Raw genomic sequence first — 18,110 nt, 5'->3', positions numbered from 1 at the left:
ATGCACCGCAAACGTTTGACGCATAGTGTGGCTGGTCATGAAGTTGCCCCTGCTGGGCCCGGTGTCGCTGACCGGCTTCCAGAACGCCTGGTTCTTTTTGTTCCTGCTGGTCGTGCTGCTGCTGATCGGTCTCTACGTGGTGCAGCAGTTCGCCCGGCGCAGGCGCGTGCTGCGGTTCGCCAACATGGAGGTGCTCGAGCGCGTCGCGCCGCGCAATCCCAGCAAGTGGCGCCACGTCCCGACGATCCTGCTTGCCACGTCGCTGGTGTTGCTGACCACGGCGATGGCCGGGCCGACAACCGACATCCGGATTCCGCTCAACCGCGCGGTGGTGATGCTGGTCATCGACATCTCGGAATCCATGGCCTCGACCGATGTCGCCCCGAACCGGCTGGCCGCCGCGCAGGAGGCGGGTAAGCAATTCGCCGACGAGCTGACGCCGGCGATCAACCTGGGGTTGGTCGCGTTCGCGGCCAACGCGACACTGCTGGTCGCCCCGACGACGAACCGCGCCGCGGTCAAAGCGGCGATCGACGGCCTGCAGCCGGCGCCGAAAACCGCGACCGGCGAAGGCATCTTCACCGCGCTGCAGGCGATCGCCACGGTCGGCGCGGTGATGGGCGGTGGCGACGGGCCCCCGCCGGCGCGCATCGTGCTGGAATCCGACGGCGCCGAAAACGTGCCGCTGGACCCCAACGCCCCGCAGGGGGCGTTCACCGCGGCCCGCGCGGCCAAGGCCGAGGGCGTGCAGATCTCGACGATCTCCTTCGGTACACCCGACGGCACCGTCGTGTATCAGGGCGCGACGATTCCGGTTCCGGTCGACGACCAGACCCTGCAGGAGATCTGCAAGATCACCGACGGCGAGGCGTTCCACGCCGACAGCCTGGAGTCGCTGAAAAACGTCTACGGCACGCTGCAGCGCCAGATCGGCTACGAAACCGTGAAGGGCGACGCGAGCCTGGCCTGGATGCTGCTTGGCGCGGTGGTGCTGTCCGGCGCCGTCTTGGCTGGTCTGTTCCTGAACCGCAGGCTGCCCGCCTGAGCGTTACGGCCCGCTGCTAGGTGGGCAGCCGCCGGTTGATCAACAGCGCCAGCCCCGCGGCGATCACGGCCGTGATCACGGCAAGGCGCAGCCACCCCGAACTGCCGGGCCCGGGCACCGTGCGATACCCGATCTCGTTCTGGATGGCGTCGTAATCCTTGTTGAGCTCGCCCAGGTTGGTCGCCGTGTAGGACTGCCCACCGGACAGCTTGGCGATGGTCCGCATCTGGTCCGTCGAGACCGGAACGTTGATGTGCGCCCCGTCCAGGACGATGCTGCCGCTCGGGGTGCCGAACGAGATCGTCGAGATGGGCACACCCTGATCCTTGGCCAGCCGCGAGGCCGTGTAGGCGCCGTCATGCGGATCGTTGGGATTCGTCGGCTTGTTCTCGCCGCCGTCGGACAGCAGCACGATGCGCGCGGGCGGCGGGGTGTCCCCACCCGTCAGCCCCGCGGCTTCGATCGCATGCAGCGCGGTGAAGATCGCTTCGCCGGTCGCCGTGCCGTCGGCGAAGTCCAGCTTGGTGAGGGCGTCGATGGTCGCCTGGTGCTGCGGGGTCGGCGGCACCAGCAGGTACGGCGTCCCGGCGAACCCGACGAGCCCCAGGTTGACGCCCGGCGTCAGTTGATTCGCAAACTGGCTGGCCGCCTGCTCGGCCGCCTTGAGCCGGTTGGGCTCGACGTCGGTGGCCCGCATGGAGTGCGACATGTCGATCACCAGCATGATGACGGCGCGATTGCGCGGGATGCGCATGTCGTGGGTCGGGGTGCCCAGCGCGATTGTCAACAGGGCCAGGCCGAGCACCGACACCGCGATCGGAATGTGCCGCCAGAACGGCTGCGGCACCTCTGCCTCGGTGAAGCGGCGCAGGCGGCCGCGGCGGCGCAGCTGGACGACGACGTAAAGGGCGAGCAGGGCCAGCGGGATCAACCCGAACAGCAACAAGCCCGGACGTTGGAACCCGTAGAGCGGGAGTGGGCCGATGCCGGGCAGCGACACTCGACTCACCTCTCCTTCTGGCCGCCCCTTGACCGCAGGCGGGTAGCCGCCAGTAAAGGGGAGTCTTGGTAGCCCGTCAAACTCTCCTGGACAGCGCGAGCCGCCGCGCTATTCGCGCCGCAGCCGTGAGTCCACGAACTGCTCCAGCTTCTCCCATTCGCGCACCGCGGCCGAATACGGCGCGGTGGGTTTGCCGACCGAGTCGGGCTCGAGGACGTAGGACACCAGCTTGCCCAGCGGCCGGCCCGGTTCGAGCGCCTTGTCGATCGTGCTCTCCTCCGAGTAGTCGCCGATGTCGCGGAGCAGCTCGACAGCGAGATCGAGTTGGTCGCGGTCCACCGCGTCCGGGCCTTCGGCGAAGTCGTCGGCCAGCCCGCTGAGCACGTAGATGTTCTCGTCGGTGATGTCGATGGCCAGGGAACCGTCGGTCGCGGCGGTACGGATGTCGTCGTAGGTGCTCAGGTCGGACAAGTCGTGGTCGTGCTCGTCGGCGAGGTAGCGCGCCAGCGAGCGCTCGGAGGTGAATACGCTGATCCGCCCGTTGCGGCCCAGGAAAATCGGCCGGTCGTCGAGGTAGCAGCGCAGCGTGTAGAACGTTCCGGAACTGCTCAGGATCCGGATCGGGTCGATGCCGACCGCCAGCCAGAAGTCCTCGTCGCCGCCCAGCACCACGGTGTCGCCGGGCGCGCGGGCCTCCTCTTCCTCCTCGTCGTCGGAGTCGTCTTCGTCCTCGTCTTCGTCCTCGTCCTCGTCTTCGTCCTCGTCGGAGTCGCTCTCGACGTCCCCGTCGGCCTCGTCTTCGGCGTCGTCGGAGTCCTCGGTCTCCTCGGCGGAGTCCGAGGCCTCGTCTTCGGGCTCTTCACGCTCTTCGGCCAGTTCGTCGGCGGCCTTGGCCGACGCGTCCTCGTCGACCTCGGGGGTGCTGATGATGTCATCGACCGCCTTGAGCACGTCGTCCCAGCTTCGGTTGATCACCTCGCCGATCGCATTCCAGCGTTTGCCACCGGCTCTTCCGGCGAACTGCGCGCTGCCGCCGGACACCGTGCCCAGGGTGGGGTTGCCGTTGAAGAACTTCGACACCGCAGGCAGCTCGCAGACGGATCCGATCGACGACACGATCGCCAGCACGCCCGCCAGCGCATTCACCGACTCCTCGGTCGGCTTCTCCGACGCCAACTCCTCGACGGCGACCAGATCGAACTCCTGGTCCGCGGTGGGCTTGAAGGTGTGCGCGTGGGCCGCGGTCAGATCCTGCCACGCCGGGTGGTCGACCAGATCGTTGTCGGAGCCGGAACGCACGAACGCGACCAGGTCCGCGATCGTCTCGAAGGCGTACAGGTCTTCGTCGCGGCCCAGGAACGCCTCCCATTCGTCGCCGGCATCACGCCAGCGCGGGGCCCACACCGTGTAGCGGTCACCGGCGGACAAGCTCAGGCGGATCGGCACGAGGTCAGCAGCCATGCGGCACAGAATAGCGACGACCGGCGCAGCTGCCGGGCCCGGCTATCGAACCTATGGTGCCCAGATGGTGGCGATCGGGGCAGCGTTGGCCGCATTGCCCGTCTTCGGAAGCCCGTACATCTGCTCGAGGGTGGACAGCACGCTGTAGTGGTTGATCTGCTCGGGGTAGGTTCCCGGCTGCACATGGGCGCCGTAGATCATGGTCGCGATCTGGTTGCGGCTGCTGTCGTCATCCTCGTCCCACGTCACGATCAGCAAACTGTTGTTGGCCACCGCCCAGTTGGCGTAGCCGGACATGTTGCGGCTCAGCCAGGCGTCGGCCTGCGCGATCGAACCGTCGTGCATGTTGTCGTCGTTGTTCGGAATGACGAACGAGACGGTCGGCAGGTTGGCGTAGTCGCCCATCGGAAAAGCGGAGAACGGAAGCGAATTCGCCGGCGGCACATTGGCGAAGTTGGCCCACGGCACGTGTTTGCGGGCGTACTTGCCCGCGCTGCACGCCGGTGAGCCGGCCGCGGGCAGGTCTTCGGCGTAACCGGCGAATGTGTATCCGGCAGAAAGCAATTCCGATCCCAGGTTGGGGGTGTTGCCGCCGTTGACGGGGCACGAGTCCCTGGTCACTCCGAGGGTGGTGCCCGCGAAGAGCGCGAGATAGTTCGGCTCGCTGGGGTGTGTCTCGGCGAACGACTGAGTCATGTTCGCGCCGTGGGTGGCCAGCGCGTTCATGAACGGTGCCGCGCTGTTGCCCAGGATGTTGCCCCGGTTCTCTTCCACCACGATCACCACGTGCGCGGGGCGGGGAAGCGCGGCGGCGGCAAGGTCCACCTGCGGAGTCAACGGGGTGGCAACCAGTGCGGTCAGGGCCGCCGCCCCGGCCAGCATCAGGGCCCGGTACACGCCGCTGATCAGCCTCCTCCGACTTCGAATTTCGTGGAACACGCGAGGGAGCCTATGAGCGGGCGCCGGGCGCCGACGGTAGGCGCGCAAGCGTGTCAGGCGGGCTTTAGCCAAAAGAACTCCGATTGTTATATACGCTCAAAATCCATGGATGTGCGTGTGATCGACCACCCGCTGGCCGTGTCGTTGCTGACCGTGTTGCGCGACAAACGCACCGACAACCCCTCGTTTAGGGCCGCACTGCGCGATCTGACACTGGTTCTGGTCTACGAGGCCACCCGGGATGCGGCCCGCGAGACATTTCCGATCCGCACCCCCCTGGCCGAGACGCTCGGCGTCCGGCTGGCCAAACCGCCACTGTTGGTCCCGGTGCTGCGGGCCGGCCTGGGCATGGTCGACCAAGCTCTTGCGCTGCTCCCGGAGGCCCAGGTCGGCTTCGTCGGCGTCGCGCGCGACGAAGAGAGTCACCTGCCCAGCGGATACCTGGCGTCATTACCCGACGACCTGAGCTCGACGCCGGTCCTGGTGTTAGACCCCATGCTCGCGACCGGTGGATCGATGAAGCACACCGTCGGCCTGCTGCACCAACACGGAGCGACCGAAATCACTGTGCTCTGCGCGGTGGCTGCGCCGGAAGGCATTGCGGCACTTGAGAAATCGGCGCCCAATGTCCGACTTTTCACCGTGGCGGTCGATGACGGGCTCAATGACATTGCTTATATCGTGCCGGGTCTCGGCGATGCGGGCGACCGCCAGTACGGTCCGCGCTAGCTCACCAGCGTTGCACCGCGGTGAACAATCTCGCACGCAACTCGTTAGCGCGGCGCCGAGCACGGTTCAGCCCCTGGCCAGCTGCGCACCGAATCTCCAAGTAGCACTTGACCTTCGGCTCGGTCCCGGAAGCCCGTACCACCACCCTGGCCAACGTGTCGTCGTCTCCTCCGGTGAAGATCAGCGCGTCGGCGATGTCGGTGACGGTCGCCGGGAATCCCACCAGCTCGCTCGGCGGCGCGGCCCGCAGAGCCCGCATGATCTCGGCGGCCTCGTCGGCGTTCCTGACCCGGCGCGACACCGCCGCAACGTCGTGTACGCCGTATCGGCGGGCGAGTTCGTTGAGCATGTCGGGCACCGACCGCCCCTGGTCTTTCAGCGCGGCCACCAGATCGCACATCAGTACCGCGGCGCTGATGCCGTCCTTGTCGCGCACCGCGATGGGATCGACGCAATAGCCGATCGCCTCCTCGTAGGCGTACACCAGCGTGCGGTTGGGCACGGTCGAATCGGCCCGCGCGAGCCACTTGAAACCGGTGAGGGTTTCGACGTGCACGGCTCCGTAATGCGCCGCGATCGCCGGGAGCATCCGGGAGGACGCCACGCTGCTGGCCACCACGGCGGCCTCCGGGTTTTTGCTTCGCGACAGAATGTAATCGCCCAGCAGCCAACCCGTTTCGTCGCCGGACAACATCCGCCATCCCGACGGGGTGGGGATGCCCACCGCACAGCGGTCGGCGTCGGGGTCCAGCGCGATCGCGACATCGGCCTCTATCTCGGCGGCCAGGGTGAGCAACTGGTCGGTGGCGCCGGGCTCTTCGGGGTTCGGCAGCGCGACGGTGGGGAAGTCGGGATCCGGCGCGAACTGGGCGCCGACGCTGTGCACGGCGCCGAAGCCGGCGATGCGCAGCGTCTCTTCGGCCACCGCGCCGCCGACCCCATGCAGCGGAGTCAGCGCGACCCGCACCGAGCCGGACGAAAGACGCACCTCGGCCGCCCGGTCGATGTAGTAGCCCACCAACCTGGCGTCGACGGGCTTGACGGGCTTGCGGGCGATCTGGTCAGCGAAAGGAGCTGCGGCCATTGCGGTTTCGACCTCATGGTCGGTGGGGGAGATGATCTGCATGCCGCCGTCGGCGTACACCTTGTAACCGTTGTCGGTGGCCGGATTGTGTGAGGCTGTGATCTGGATCCCGGCGGCGGCGCCGGTGTGGCGCACCGCGAACGCCACCACCGGCGTCGGCACCGGGCCGGGCAGCAGCGATACCGAAAAACCTTCGGCAGCAAGGATTTCTGCCGTCACCGTGGCGAAGACCGCCGAGCCGTGCCGGGCGTCGCGGCCGACGATCACCTGCGCACCGGCCAGGCCGCGGCCTTTGAGCACCTGGGCGACCGCCCAGGTGGCGCGCGACACCACCGCGACGTTCATCGCGTCCGGCCCGGCGCGCACCGGACCGCGCAACCCCGCCGTCCCGAAGGACAGTGGACGGGCGAACCGCGCCGCCAACTCGTCGGGCGTACACGCGGCCAGCTCGGCCGCGGTCCTCGGGTCCGGGTCGTGCGCTATCCAATCCTGTTGCCGCACACTAAATCCTTTCGACGACCGAGGACAGCAGGGCACCGATTCGGGCCGCTGACGTGGCTCCGGCGGCGACCACCTCGGCGTGGCTCAGCGGCTCCCCGGTGATCCCGGCGGCCAGATTCGTGACCAGCGATATGCCCAGCACCTCGGCGCCGGCCGCCCGGGCCGCGATCGTCTCGTGCACCGTCGACATGCCGACCAGATCGGCACCCAGCAAGCGCAGCATCCGGATCTCCGCAGGCGTCTCGTAGTGCGGGCCGGGCAGGCCCGCGTAGACGCCTTCGGCCAGCTCCGGATCGGCCTCGCGTGCCAGCCGCCGCAGCCTTGCGGCATAGGCGTCGGTCAGGTCGACGAACTGCGCGCCCACCAACGGTGAGCGTGCCGTGAGGTTCAGCTGGTCGCTGATCAGCACCGGCTGGCCGACGGCCAGGTCCGGCCGCAGCCCACCGGCCGCGTTGGTCAGCACGACAATGCGTGCGCCGGCCGCACAGGCCGTGCGCACGGGGTGCACGACGTGGCGCAGGTCGTGGCCTTCATAGGCGTGCACCCGGCCGACCAGCACCAGCACCAGATGTGCGCCGATGCGCATGGACAACAGCTCACCGGGATGGCCGACCGCACTCGGCGGTGCGAAGCCGGGCAGTTCGGCCTGCGGCAATGTGGCGGTCGGTGAGCCCAGCGCCGCGACGGCCGGTGACCATCCCGAACCGAGAACGATGGCGATGTCGTGCGTCTGGACCCCGGTTCGCTCACCGATGACCCGGGCCGCCTGGCGCGCGAGTTCGCCCGGATCGGGCAGGGGTTGGGACACAGAAGAGGAGCTTAGCTCCGCTATGTGTCAAGATCGGCCGCATGGGTTTTGCAAGGTGGCCGATTGTCGGCCCGGTCGTTGCATTGATGGCTTTGGTGACTGCGGTCGTTGGCGGCCCCGCGCCGACGGCGCGCGCCGACTGTCCCGCTGTCCAACTGATCTTCGCGCGCGGTACCAACGAGCCGCCCGGCTTGGGGGTCGTCGGGGATGCGCTGTTCGCCGCGCTGCAGCCCGCCCTGGGCGGGCGCAACCTCGACAACTACGCGGTGAACTATCCGGCCAGCTACAACTTCCTGCAGACGGGCGACGGCGCCAACGACGCTCGCGATCACATCGCGGCGATGGTCGACCAGTGCCCGGGCACCCAGCTGATCCTCGGCGGCTTCTCACAGGGCGCCGCCGCGGTCTCGATGCTGGCCGGGGTGCCGCCGCTGGGCAACACCGTCGGCGACTTCGGGTCTGCCCCGGCGCTGGACCCCGGCCTGGCGAGCAAGATCAGGGCCGTCGCGGTGTTCGGCAACCCCGGCAACCGGTTCAACACCCCGCTCTCGACGGCGGGGCAGTTCGCCGGGCGTGCCATCGACCTGTGCAGCCCCGGCGACCCGGTCTGCGTCGTCGGCGGACGGGACCGGGACGCGCACCACGACTACTCGGTGCCGCCCTACCCCGGGCAGGCGGCGGGATTCATCGCCGGACGGGTGTAGTCGTCGCCGTCGCGGTCATCCGCGGCGCCGGTCGGTGAGATACTGCGAGGATGCCCACACTCACCGCTTTGGACCGCGTCGAGGACGCGGTAAGGCGGCGTGGTGCCGATCTTGTCGAGTTGTCGCATGCCATCCACGCCGAGCCTGAGCTGGCCTTCGCCGAGCATCGCAGCTGCGCCAAGGCGCAGGCCCTGGTGGCCGAGCGCGGCTTCGAGATCACCGAGCACGCCGGCGGTCTGGACACCGCCTTCCGGGCCGACTTCGGCAGCGGACCGCTGGTGGTCGGGATCTGCGCCGAGTACGACGCGTTGCCCGAGATCGGGCACGCCTGCGGCCACAACATCATCGCCGCGTCCGCGGTCGGGACCGCGCTGGCGCTGGCGGAGGTGGCCGACGAGCAGGGCCTGACGGTGGCGCTGGTGGGCACCCCCGCCGAGGAGGCCGGTGGCGGTAAGGAACTGCTGCTGCGCGCCGGGGTGTTCGACGACATCGCGGCGGCGGTGATGGTGCACCCCGGGCCGACGGACATCGCCGCGGCCCGCTCACTGGCGTTGTCCGAAGCGGTCGTGCAATACCGCGGCAAGGAGTCCCACGCCGCCGTCGCGCCGTATCTGGGGATCAATGCCGCCGACGCCGTGACCGTCGCGCAGGTGGCCATCGGGCTGCTGCGCCAGCAACTGGCGCCGGGGCAGATGATGCACGGCATCGTCACCGTCGGCGGGCAGGCGGTCAATGTCATCCCCGGGCACGCGACGCTGCAGTACGCGATGCGGGCAATCGAATCGGATTCGCTGCGAGAGCTGGAGGGCAGGATGTACGCGTGCTTCGCCGCGGGTGCGCTGGCCACCGGCTGCGAGTACGAAATCGACGAGCCCGCACCGGCATACGCGGAGCTCAGGCCCGACCCGTGGCTGGCCGAGGTCTGCCGCAGCGAGATGCAGCGGCTCGGGCGACAGCCGGTGGGGCCCGAGGTCGAGGCCGGGCTGCCGATGGGCAGCACCGATATGGGCAACGTGACGCAGGTGCTGCCGGGGATCCATCCGATCATCGGGGTCGATGCCGGCGGGGCCACCGTCCACCAGCGCGGGTTCGCCGCGGCCGCCGCGAGTCCCAGCGGCGACCGCGCGGTGCTCGACGGCGCGATCATGCTGGCGCGCACGGTGGTCGGCCTCGCCTCGACGCCCGAGCAACGCGACCGGGTACTGGCCGCCTACGAACGGCGGGCCGGCGCATGAGCCTCGCCGCCCACGCCGACGCCTGGTTGGCCGCCCATTACGAAGATCTGGTCGACTGGCGCCGGCATATCCACCGCTACCCGGAGCTCGGCCGCCAGGAATACGCCACTACCCAGTTCGTCGCCGAGCGGTTGGCCGATGCCGGCCTGAACCCGAAGGTGCTGCCGGCCGGTACCGGGCTCACCTGTGATTTCGGGCCGGACGACGAGCCCAGGGTTGCGCTGCGGGCCGACATGGATGCGCTACCGATGGCCGAGCGGACCGGCGCACCCTACGCGTCGACAATGCCGAACGTTGCGCATGCCTGCGGGCATGACGCGCACACGGCGATCCTGCTGGGCACCGCGCTGACGTTGGCTTCGGTGCCCGAGCTGCCGGTCGGGGTGCGGTTGATCTTCCAGGCCGCGGAGGAACTGATGCCGGGCGGCGCGATCGACGCCATTGCCGCCGGGGCATTGACCGGTGTGTCGCGGATTTTCGCCATGCACTGCGACCCGCGGCTGGAGGTGGGCAAGGTCGCGGTCCGGCAAGGCCCCATCACGTCGGCGGCCGATCAGCTGGAGATCACGCTGTATTCGCCCGGCGGGCACACCTCGCGGCCGCACCTGACCGCCGACCTGGTCTACGGTCTGGGCACCCTGATCACCGGGCTGCCCGGCGTGCTGTCCCGCCGCATCGATCCGCGCAACAGCACCGTGCTGGTGTGGGGTGCGGTCAACGCCGGTGTGGCCCCCAACGCCATTCCGCAGACCGGTGTGCTGGCCGGGACCGTGCGCACCGCCAGCCGGCAGACCTGGATCTCCCTCGAGGAGATCATCCGCGGATCCGTGACCGGGCTGCTCTCACCGCTGGAGATCGAACACACGCTGCAATACCGGCGCGGCGTGCCGCCGGTGGTCAACGAAGAGGTCTCGACCCACATCCTCACCCACGCGATCGAGGCCGTCAGCCCCGATGCGCTGGCCGACACCCGGCAGTCCGGCGGCGGCGAGGACTTCTCCTGGTACCTGGAGGAGATTCCCGGCGCCATGGCGCGGTTGGGCGTGTGGTCGGGCCAGGGTCAGCAGCTGGACCTGCACCAGCCGACCTTCGACCTCGACGAACGGGCCCTGGCGGTCGGACTGCGCGTCATGGTCAACGTCATCGAGCAGTCGGCGCACGCGGCCCATCAGTCCTGAGCGGACGTCCCCGGGCCGATGTTACGGGCCGGGCGGGTCCGCAGGTCGTGGACGTAATCGGCTGGGGCGCCGGCGATTTCGGCGGCGTCCGCCATGACACCCAGATACCGCGCCGACGGCAGTCCGCCCTCCCAGGCGTCCAGCACGTACAGCCACGCCAGCACCGGATCGGTGTCGGTGTCCGACGACAGCCGCTGCACCCGGCATCTGATCTTTTTGTGGACGCCGAACTCCGAGCCCTCCCACTGATCCAGGTTCATCTCGTCGGCCGGCGTCATGTCGTAGAGCACGACGAACACCTTGGCCAGCGGGTCCTCGACGACGGTGGCCAGTGCCCCTTCCCAGCCGATGTCCTCGCCGCCGAAGGTCAGTCGCCACCCCGGCAACCAGCCGGTTCCCGCCATCGGCGAGTGGGGTGCACGCTGCATCATCTGGTCGGGATGCATGTTCGACCCGTAGGCAGCGTAGAGCGGCACGGGGAAAGCTTAAACGCCGGACGCGCACCCGACCCCCAGGCTGGCGCTCGCCGCGCTGCGCCGGGGGTCCGGCTCCCGCTAGGTTAGGGCTGTGGTGACCCGCATCGTGATCCTCGGTGGAGGCCCTGCCGGTTACGAAGCCGCCCTGGTGGCCGCCACCTCCCATCCCGACACGACCCGCGTGACCGTGATCGAGGCCGAAGGCGCCGGCGGCGCCGCTGTGCTGGACGACTGCGTGCCGTCCAAGACGTTCATCGCCTCGACCTGGCTGCGCACCGAACTGCGCCGGGCGCCGCGGCTGGGGTTCGATATCGACATCGACGACGCGAAGATCTCGCTGCCGCGGATCCATGCCCGGGTCAAGCTGTTGGCCACGCAGCAGTCCGCCGATATCGCCGCCCAGCTGCGCAGCGAGGGTGTGACGTTGGTCGCAGGGCGCGGCGAGCTGGTTGACTCCACTCCCGGCCTGGCGCATCACCGGGTGCGGGCGACCGCCGCCGACGGCAGCACCACCGAGTACGACGCCGACGTGGTGCTGATCGCCACCGGGGCCAGCCCGCGCATCCTGCCGTCGGCAAAGCCCGACGGTGAGCGCATCCTCACCTGGCGCCAGCTCTACGACCTCGAGGCGCTGCCCGAGCACCTCATCGTGGTGGGCTCCGGGGTCACCGGTGCGGAGTTCGTGCACGCCTACACCGAGCTGGGTGTGCCGGTGACCGTGGCGGCCAGCCGCGACCGGGTGCTGCCCTACGAGGATGCCGACGCCGCACTGGTCCTGGAAGAGGCGTTCGCCGAGCGCGGCGTCGAACTCGTGAAGAACGCCCGCGCCGAATCGGTCGTCCGCACCGACAGCGGAGTGCTGGTGACGATGACCGACGGCCGCACCGTCGAGGGCAGCCACGCCCTGATGACCATCGGATCGGTCCCCAACACCAGCGGCCTTGGCCTGGAACGCGTCGGGATCGAGCTGGGCCGCGGCAATTACCTGACCGTGGACCGGGTGTCGCGGACCTCGGTGCCCGGCATCTACGCCGCCGGCGACTGCACGGGTCTGCTTCCGCTGGCGTCGGTCGCGGCCATGCAGGGGCGGATCGCGATGTATCACGCGCTGGGCGAGGGGGTCAGCCCCATCCGGTTGCGCACCGTCGCCGCGACGGTGTTCACCCGGCCCGAGATCGCCGCCGTCGGAGTGCCGCAATCGATGATCGACGACGGCTCGGTGCCGGCCCGCACGGTCACGCTACCGCTGCGGACCAATGCCAGGGCCAAGATGTCGGGCCTGCGGCAGGGCTTCGTGAAGATGTTCTGCCGCAAATCAACCGGCGTGGTGATCGGCGGCGTAGTGGTGGCGCCGATCGCGTCCGAGCTGATCTTGCCGATCGCCGTCGCCGTGCAAAACCGCATCACCGTCAACGAGTTGGCGCAGACGCTGTCGGTCTATCCGTCGCTGTCCGGATCGATCACCGAGGCCGCTCGCCGCCTGATGGCGCACGACGATCTGGACTAGCGTTTCCCCTGTGAGGAGGTCCTGAGAGTGACTGATCCGATTTCCATCTTGGGCCCGGAACAACGCGCGGCGGCCTGGGAGCGACTCGGCACCGAGCAGTTCGACGTCGTCGTCATCGGCGGTGGTGTGGTGGGTTCCGGGTGCGCGCTGGATGCGGCCACCCGCGGCCTCAAGGTGGCGTTGGTCGAAGCTCGTGATCTCGCTTCGGGTACGTCGAGCCGCTCGTCGAAGATGTTCCACGGCGGGCTGCGTTACCTCGAGCAACTCGAATTCGGGCTGGTACGCGAGGCGCTGCACGAGCGTGAGCTTTCGCTGACCCGGCTGGCGCCCCATCTGGTCAAGCCGATGCCGTTCCTGTTTCCGCTCACCCATCGGTGGTGGGAGCGCCCTTACACCGCCGCGGGCATCTTCCTCTACGACAGCCTTGGCGGCGCGAAATCCGTTCCGGCGCAAAAGCATTTGACCCGCGCGGGCGCGCTGCGGCTGAGCCCCGGGCTGAAGCGCAGTTCGTTGATCGGCGGAATCCGCTACTACGACACCGTCGTTGACGACGCCAGGCACACCATGACGGTCGCGCGCACCGCGGCGCACTACGGCGCGGTGCTGCGCTGTTCCACCCAGGTGGTGGCGTTGCTGCGTGAGGGCGACCGGGTGATCGGCGTGCGGGTGCGTGACTCCGAGGACGGCTCGATCACCGAGGTCCGCGGCCACGTGGTGGTGAATGCGACCGGGGTCTGGACCGACGAAATCCAGGCATTGTCCAAGCAGCGCGGCCGGTTTCAGGTCCGCGCGTCAAAGGGCGTGCACGTCGTCGTGCCGCGCGACCGCATCGTCAGCGACGTCGCGATCATCCTGCGCACCGCGAAGTCGGTGATGTTCGTCATCCCGTGGGGCAGCCACTGGATCATCGGCACCACCGACACGGACTGGAATCTCGACCTGGCCCATCCCGCGGCCACCAAGGCCGACATCGACTACATCCTCACCACCGTCAACACCGTGCTGGCCACGCCGTTGACGCACGCCGACATCGACGGGGTGTACGCGGGGCTGCGGCCGCTGCTGGCCGGGGAGAGCGAGGAAACCTCGAAGCTGTCCCGGGAACACGCCGTCGCGGTGCCCGCGCCGGGTCTGGTCGCCATCGCCGGCGGGAAGTACACCACCTACCGGGTGATGGCCGCCGACGCGATCGACACCGCGGTGCAGTTCATCCCGGCCCGGGTCGCGCCGTCGATCACCGAGAAGGTGAGCCTGCTGGGCGCCGACGGCTACTTCGCGCTGATCAACCAGGTCGAGCACGTCGGCGAAATGGTCGGCCTGCACCCGTACCGGGTGCGCCATCTGCTGGACCGCTACGGGTCGCTGATGGACGACGTGCTGGCCCTGGCGGCCGACCGGCCCGAGCTGCTGACCCCGATCAAGGAGGCGCCGGGTTACCTGAAAGTCGAAGCCCTGTATGCCGTTTCCGCCGAGGGGGCGTTGCATCTGGAGGACATCCTGGCCCGGCGCATGCGGATCTCCATCGAGTATTCGCACCGCGGCGTCGACTGCGCCCGGGAGGTGGCCGAGGTCGTCGCTCCGGTGCTCGGCTGGACGGCCGAGGACGTCAGTCGAGAGGTCGCCAACTACACCGCGCGGGTGGAGGCCGAGATCCTGTCACAGGCTCAGCCCGACGACGTGTCGGCCGACGAGTTGCGCGCCAGCGCGCCCGAGGCGCGCGCCGAGATACTCGAGCCGGTACCGCTGACTTGAGCGGGAAATGAGACCCGCGCCGCTTCCGGTTCGCGACGGATTAGGGCCCGCCCGGGTGCGGCTACACGGCGGGCCGGTGCTGGCCGAGCTGACCGCCCGATTCGGCGAGCCGGCCCGGGCCAAGGTGCTGACCGGGGAAGTCGTCGACGCCGACGGCGTGGCGGTCGATGACGCGACGGTGCTGCCCGCCGGGTCCAGCGTGTATCTCTACCGCGATCTGCCGGAAGAAGTGCCCGTCCCGTTTGAAATCCCGGTGCTGCATCGAGACGCCGACATCGTGGTGGTCGACAAGCCGCATTTTCTTGCCACCATGCCGCGTGGGCGCCACGTCGCCCAGACCGCGCTGGTGCGGCTGCGCGTTCAACTGGACCTGCCCGAGCTCAGCCCGGCCCACCGGCTCGACCGGCTGACCGCGGGCGTGTTGCTGTTCACCACCCGACGCGAGCTGCGCGGCGCCTACCAGACGCTGTTCGCCCGGGGCGTGGTGCACAAGACCTACCTGGCGCGTGCCGCCGTCGACCCGGCGTGCGCGCTGCCGCGAGTGGTTCGCAGCCGCATCGTCAAGCGCCGCGGCCACCTGCAGGCCGTCAGCGAGCCCGGCGCGCCCAACGCCGAGACGTTGGTGGAACTAGTCTCCCCGGACGGCGTGTACCGGCTGACGCCAGGCACTGGGCGCACGCATCAACTACGGCTGCACATGGCATCGCTCGGTCTGCCGATTTACGGAGACCCGTTGTACCCCAGTGTGATTGACGTACCCGTCGACGACTTCAGCACTCCGCTGCAATTGCTCGCGCAGCGCATCGCGTTCGACGACCCGATCTCCGGGGCGCGTCGCGAGTTCGTCAGTTGCCGGCGGCTACCTCAGGAGTTCTGCGGCGGCGGCGACGGCTGATCCCCGGGAGACGGCGGCGGAGCCGTCGGCAGGGACCTGACGTCGGGCATGAACTGCGGGCAGTACGCCTTGATCGCCGCGCCGACGAAGAAGCCGGTGTCGTAGTCGGGCAGGCCACTGCTGTTCTCGACGTCTTGTTCCACGTTGGTCAAATTCATGCCCGTGTCGAGGTACTCGCAGACCTTGCGGCCCGCCGCGATCGCGGCCGGGGTGGACGTGTGGTTGATGTCGTCCTTCTTCAGCAGGGCCAAGAACTTGTCGTCGCTCGCGTCGGCGCGCGCGACTGGGGCGGTTGCGAGCAGGCCGAATAGGCCCGCGAGGGATATCACGCTGGCAGCGGCCAGCGACAGCACGGCGCCGTGCTTGTTGTGGATACGGGTACTAGTCATTCCGATACTCCCGTGAAACAAAATTGCGGCCGTTTAATGACATTAAAGTCCGCGCTGGACGTGACCAAAAGGTTAATTCTCGGGGGGATTTAATGAACGCCGAGATTGCTACTAACGCAACTTGACGCTGGGTTGTGCGAGCCGTCACTCTTGACCCGCCCTTCCCGTTGGATCCGAAAGCCCGATCGGTAATTTTGACGCCCATGCCGTACCGACGATGGCTATCGCTGGCCGTGCTGGCGGCGTGTCTGGCCGGCTGTGGCATGCGGCATGTATCGGCGGCCGCGCCTCGCGATCTGTCCGGGACGTTTCGTTCCGGGAGCATGAACCGGACCTACACGATGCATCTGCCACACGGCGATCCCGTCGGCCTGGTGCTCAGTTTGCACGGCGGCGGCGGCACCGGAAACGGACAGCGCGGGCTGACCGACTTCGACGCCGTCGCCGACGCTCACAACCTGCTGGTGGTCTATCCCGACGGCTACGACAAGAGCTGGGCCGACGGGCGCGGGGCGTCGCCGGCCGACCGCCACCACATCGACGATGTCGGCTTCCTGGCGGCACTGGCCGCCAAGCTGCAGAACGACTACAACATCGCCCCCGGACACGTCTTCGTCACCGGAATGTCCAACGGCGGGTTCATGTCCAACAGATTGGGCTGCGATCGCGCGGATGTGTTCTCAGCGATCGCGCCGGTGGCCGGCACCCTGGGTGTGGGCGTGGCGTGCAAGCCGTCGCGGCCGGTGTCGGTCTGGGAGGCGCACGGCACCGCCGATCCGCTGGTGCCGTACAAGGGTGGAGCCGTGCGCGGTCGCGGCGGCCTGAGCCATTCCATCTCGGCCACCGCCATGGTGGACATCTGGCGATCGGCCGATGGATGCCATGGCAACCCGACGTCACAGGTGCTGTCCAACGTCGGCGACGGCACCGTCGTGCATCGCTTCGATTCCACCGACTGCGCGGCGTCCACCGAAGTGGTTTTCTACCAGGTCGACAACGGCGGGCATACCTGGCCGGGTGGCAAGCAGTACCTGCCGAAGGCGATCATCGGGCCCACCACACGTGCGCTGGACGGCTCGGAAGCCATCGCACAGTTTTTCCTTGCGCACGCCCGCGACTAGGCTGCGGGGGAGATTTGAAATTGCGCCATCGAAGCGGAATGTTCCAGGGTATTTTTCGGCTAACTGAACGCAATGTGCCAAAAGTTTTCCCACGATCGCCAATGTGAGATGCCATGGATTTCATAGCATTGCCACCCGAGGTCACCTCGGCGCTGATCTACGCCGGACCGGGCGCGGGGTCTCTGGTCGAAGCTGCCGCTGCGTGGCAAGACCTCACCACCAACCTGGAAGACACCGCGGAGATTTATCGCTCGGTGCTGGCCTCGCTGGCCGGGTCCTGGCATGGTGCGTCCGCGTTGGCGATGGCTCAGGCCGCCGCGCCCTACGTGGTGTGGTTGAACACCACCGCGGTGCAGACCCAGCAGACGGCCGCCGCGGCCGAGGTCGCCGCCGCGGCATTCAGTTCCACCCAGGCATCCGTGGTTCATCCCTCGGTGGTGCTGGCCAACCGGACCCGGCTGATGCAGTTGTTGGCTACCAACGTGTTTGGGATCAACCTGCCCGCGATCGCCGAGACCGAGCAGGAATACCAGGCGATGTGGGCCAACAACTCGGCGGCGATGGTTCGCTACCAGGCGACCTCGCAACAGGCCACGACGCAGATGACGCAGTTCGCGTCGCCGTCGGCGACCACCAACCCGACGGGGACGGCCGCACAGACCAAGGCGGTGTCCAACGCCACCGGGTCCGCGACCACCAATGCGGTCTCCAACGCTCCGAATGCGTCCAGTAACGCACCCCTCGCCGCCGCCTCCAATCCGATCAACGTCGGTGTCGCGGACCCCACGACGGGTTACATCGGGTTGGCGAATCAGTACGCCAACCAGTTCATTTCGTCCGGGTTCCCGATCAACATGCTCAGCTATATTGCGCAGAACACCCAGGCTCAGGCGTTCCAGGGGTTGGGCGAGATCGGCAAGGGGCTGTCCGAGGGCGAAGCATCGCTAGGCGGTGCGGTGGCCAGGTTGGCCAGCACGGTCGGGGCGGCACCCGCGCCCACGGCGGCGCTGGGCAACGCACTCACAGTGGGCAAGTTGTCGGTGCCCCCCGCGGTGGTGGGGCTGTTGCCCGCGGCGCCGGCGCCGGCGGTACAACTCGCGTCGGCGGCATCGCCGCTGCCCGCGGCCCCCGCCGGGTTCCCCATGCTGCCGCCGCTGATGCCGCCGCCGGTGTCGCCGGGCAGCGGTTGGCGTAAACGCAAACCGAACCAGTACGACGACCTCGAGGTCGGCAAGGAGCTCAAGGGCTCGGTGGTACAACCGCCGCCGTCGGCGGGCTGAGCGGTC

17 protein-coding genes are annotated in these 18,110 nt (G+C 68.5%); 10 read left to right on the top strand and 7 right to left on the bottom strand.

Annotation, left to right across the window (positions count from 1 at the left end; genetic code table 11):
- Positions 1 to 37 precede the first annotated feature (37 nt).
- Positions 38 to 1,045, top strand: coding sequence for a VWA domain-containing protein (locus MNAB215_RS03095; protein ID WP_077078372.1), 1,008 nt, complete (start codon positions 38 to 40; stop codon positions 1,043 to 1,045).
- Positions 1,046 to 1,061: 16 nt separating this feature from the next.
- Here MNAB215_RS03095 and MNAB215_RS03090 read toward each other — a convergent pair whose 3' ends face one another.
- The 3 genes from MNAB215_RS03090 to MNAB215_RS03080 form a co-directional block, all read right to left on the bottom strand.
- Entirely contained in the window at positions 1,062 to 2,045 is a 984-nt protein-coding gene (locus tag MNAB215_RS03090) for a VWA domain-containing protein (RefSeq protein WP_077077406.1), read from the bottom strand.
- A 108-nt stretch (positions 2,046 to 2,153) separates the two neighbouring features.
- Entirely contained in the window at positions 2,154 to 3,506 is a 1,353-nt protein-coding gene (satS, locus tag MNAB215_RS03085; protein ID WP_077077405.1) for a protein export chaperone SatS, read from the bottom strand.
- Between the two features lie 51 nt (positions 3,507 to 3,557).
- Positions 3,558 to 4,388, bottom strand: coding sequence for an alkaline phosphatase family protein (locus MNAB215_RS03080; RefSeq protein ID WP_077078371.1), 831 nt, complete (start codon positions 4,386 to 4,388; stop codon positions 3,558 to 3,560).
- Between the two features lie 162 nt (positions 4,389 to 4,550).
- On the opposite strand from MNAB215_RS03080, the gene upp reads away from it, so the two are divergent.
- Positions 4,551 to 5,174 (top strand): uracil phosphoribosyltransferase, encoded by a 624-nt coding sequence (gene upp, locus MNAB215_RS03075; protein ID WP_077077404.1) that lies wholly within the window; start codon positions 4,551 to 4,553, stop codon positions 5,172 to 5,174.
- Position 5,175: 1 nt separating this feature from the next.
- Here the strand turns inward: upp and MNAB215_RS03070 are convergent, their stop codons facing one another.
- A complete protein-coding gene (locus tag MNAB215_RS03070; RefSeq protein ID WP_077077403.1) occupies positions 5,176 to 6,759 on the bottom strand; it encodes a phospho-sugar mutase in 1,584 nt (527 codons plus the stop codon).
- A 1-nt stretch (position 6,760) separates the two neighbouring features.
- Positions 6,761 to 7,567, bottom strand: coding sequence for a purine-nucleoside phosphorylase (locus MNAB215_RS03065; RefSeq protein ID WP_077077402.1), 807 nt, complete (start codon positions 7,565 to 7,567; stop codon positions 6,761 to 6,763).
- An 86-nt stretch (positions 7,568 to 7,653) separates the two neighbouring features.
- Between MNAB215_RS03065 and MNAB215_RS03060 the strand changes: the two genes are divergently transcribed.
- The 3 genes from MNAB215_RS03060 to MNAB215_RS03050 are packed head-to-tail and all read left to right on the top strand — an operon-like array spanning position 7,654 to position 10,684.
- Positions 7,654 to 8,271 carry a cutinase family protein gene (locus MNAB215_RS03060; protein WP_425436420.1) on the top strand — a complete coding sequence of 206 codons (618 nt, stop codon included), beginning with the start codon at positions 7,654 to 7,656 and terminating at the stop codon, positions 8,269 to 8,271.
- A gap of 50 nt (positions 8,272 to 8,321) precedes the next feature.
- Positions 8,322 to 9,506 (top strand): M20 family metallopeptidase, encoded by a 1,185-nt coding sequence (locus tag MNAB215_RS03055; RefSeq protein ID WP_077077401.1) that lies wholly within the window; start codon positions 8,322 to 8,324, stop codon positions 9,504 to 9,506.
- The gene (locus MNAB215_RS03050; RefSeq protein ID WP_077077400.1) at positions 9,503 to 10,684 is read left to right on the top strand and encodes a M20 family metallopeptidase; all 1,182 of its coding nucleotides are present in this window, start codon (positions 9,503 to 9,505) and stop codon (positions 10,682 to 10,684) included. The genes MNAB215_RS03055 and MNAB215_RS03050 overlap by 4 nt, the downstream gene beginning before the upstream one ends.
- On the opposite strand, the gene MNAB215_RS03045 is transcribed toward MNAB215_RS03050, so the two are convergent.
- Entirely contained in the window at positions 10,675 to 11,160 is a 486-nt protein-coding gene (locus MNAB215_RS03045; RefSeq protein ID WP_077077399.1) for a gamma-glutamylcyclotransferase family protein, read from the bottom strand. The genes MNAB215_RS03050 and MNAB215_RS03045 overlap by 10 nt on opposite strands.
- Before the next feature lie 91 nt (positions 11,161 to 11,251).
- On the opposite strand from MNAB215_RS03045, the gene MNAB215_RS03040 reads away from it, so the two are divergent.
- The 3 genes from MNAB215_RS03040 to MNAB215_RS03030 are packed head-to-tail and all read left to right on the top strand — an operon-like array spanning position 11,252 to position 15,314.
- Positions 11,252 to 12,667, top strand: a complete 1,416-nt coding sequence (locus MNAB215_RS03040; RefSeq protein ID WP_077077398.1) for an NAD(P)H-quinone dehydrogenase — start codon at positions 11,252 to 11,254, stop codon at positions 12,665 to 12,667.
- A 27-nt stretch (positions 12,668 to 12,694) separates the two neighbouring features.
- Complete coding sequence (locus MNAB215_RS03035; protein WP_245830116.1) at positions 12,695 to 14,419, top strand: glycerol-3-phosphate dehydrogenase/oxidase; 1,725 nt, start codon at positions 12,695 to 12,697, stop codon at positions 14,417 to 14,419.
- 7 nt (positions 14,420 to 14,426) lie between these two features.
- Positions 14,427 to 15,314, top strand: a complete 888-nt coding sequence (locus MNAB215_RS03030; RefSeq protein WP_077077397.1) for a pseudouridine synthase — start codon at positions 14,427 to 14,429, stop codon at positions 15,312 to 15,314.
- On the opposite strand, the gene MNAB215_RS03025 is transcribed toward MNAB215_RS03030, so the two are convergent.
- Complete coding sequence (locus MNAB215_RS03025) at positions 15,284 to 15,703, bottom strand: DUF732 domain-containing protein (protein WP_077077396.1); 420 nt, start codon at positions 15,701 to 15,703, stop codon at positions 15,284 to 15,286. The genes MNAB215_RS03030 and MNAB215_RS03025 overlap by 31 nt on opposite strands.
- 203 nt (positions 15,704 to 15,906) lie before the next feature.
- On the opposite strand from MNAB215_RS03025, the gene MNAB215_RS03020 reads away from it, so the two are divergent.
- A complete protein-coding gene (locus MNAB215_RS03020) occupies positions 15,907 to 16,824 on the top strand; it encodes an extracellular catalytic domain type 1 short-chain-length polyhydroxyalkanoate depolymerase (protein WP_077077395.1) in 918 nt (305 codons plus the stop codon).
- Positions 16,825 to 16,937: 113 nt separating this feature from the next.
- Positions 16,938 to 18,104: a PPE family protein gene (locus MNAB215_RS03015; protein WP_077077394.1), complete on the top strand. Its 1,167-nt coding sequence runs from the start codon at positions 16,938 to 16,940 to the stop codon at positions 18,102 to 18,104.
- Positions 18,105 to 18,110 lie beyond the last annotated feature (6 nt).

This window comes from Mycobacterium numidiamassiliense, assembly GCF_900157365.1.
Taxonomy (GTDB): domain Bacteria; phylum Actinomycetota; class Actinomycetes; order Mycobacteriales; family Mycobacteriaceae; genus Mycobacterium; species Mycobacterium numidiamassiliense.
This window is presented reverse-complemented; position numbering and strand designations above follow the sequence as displayed.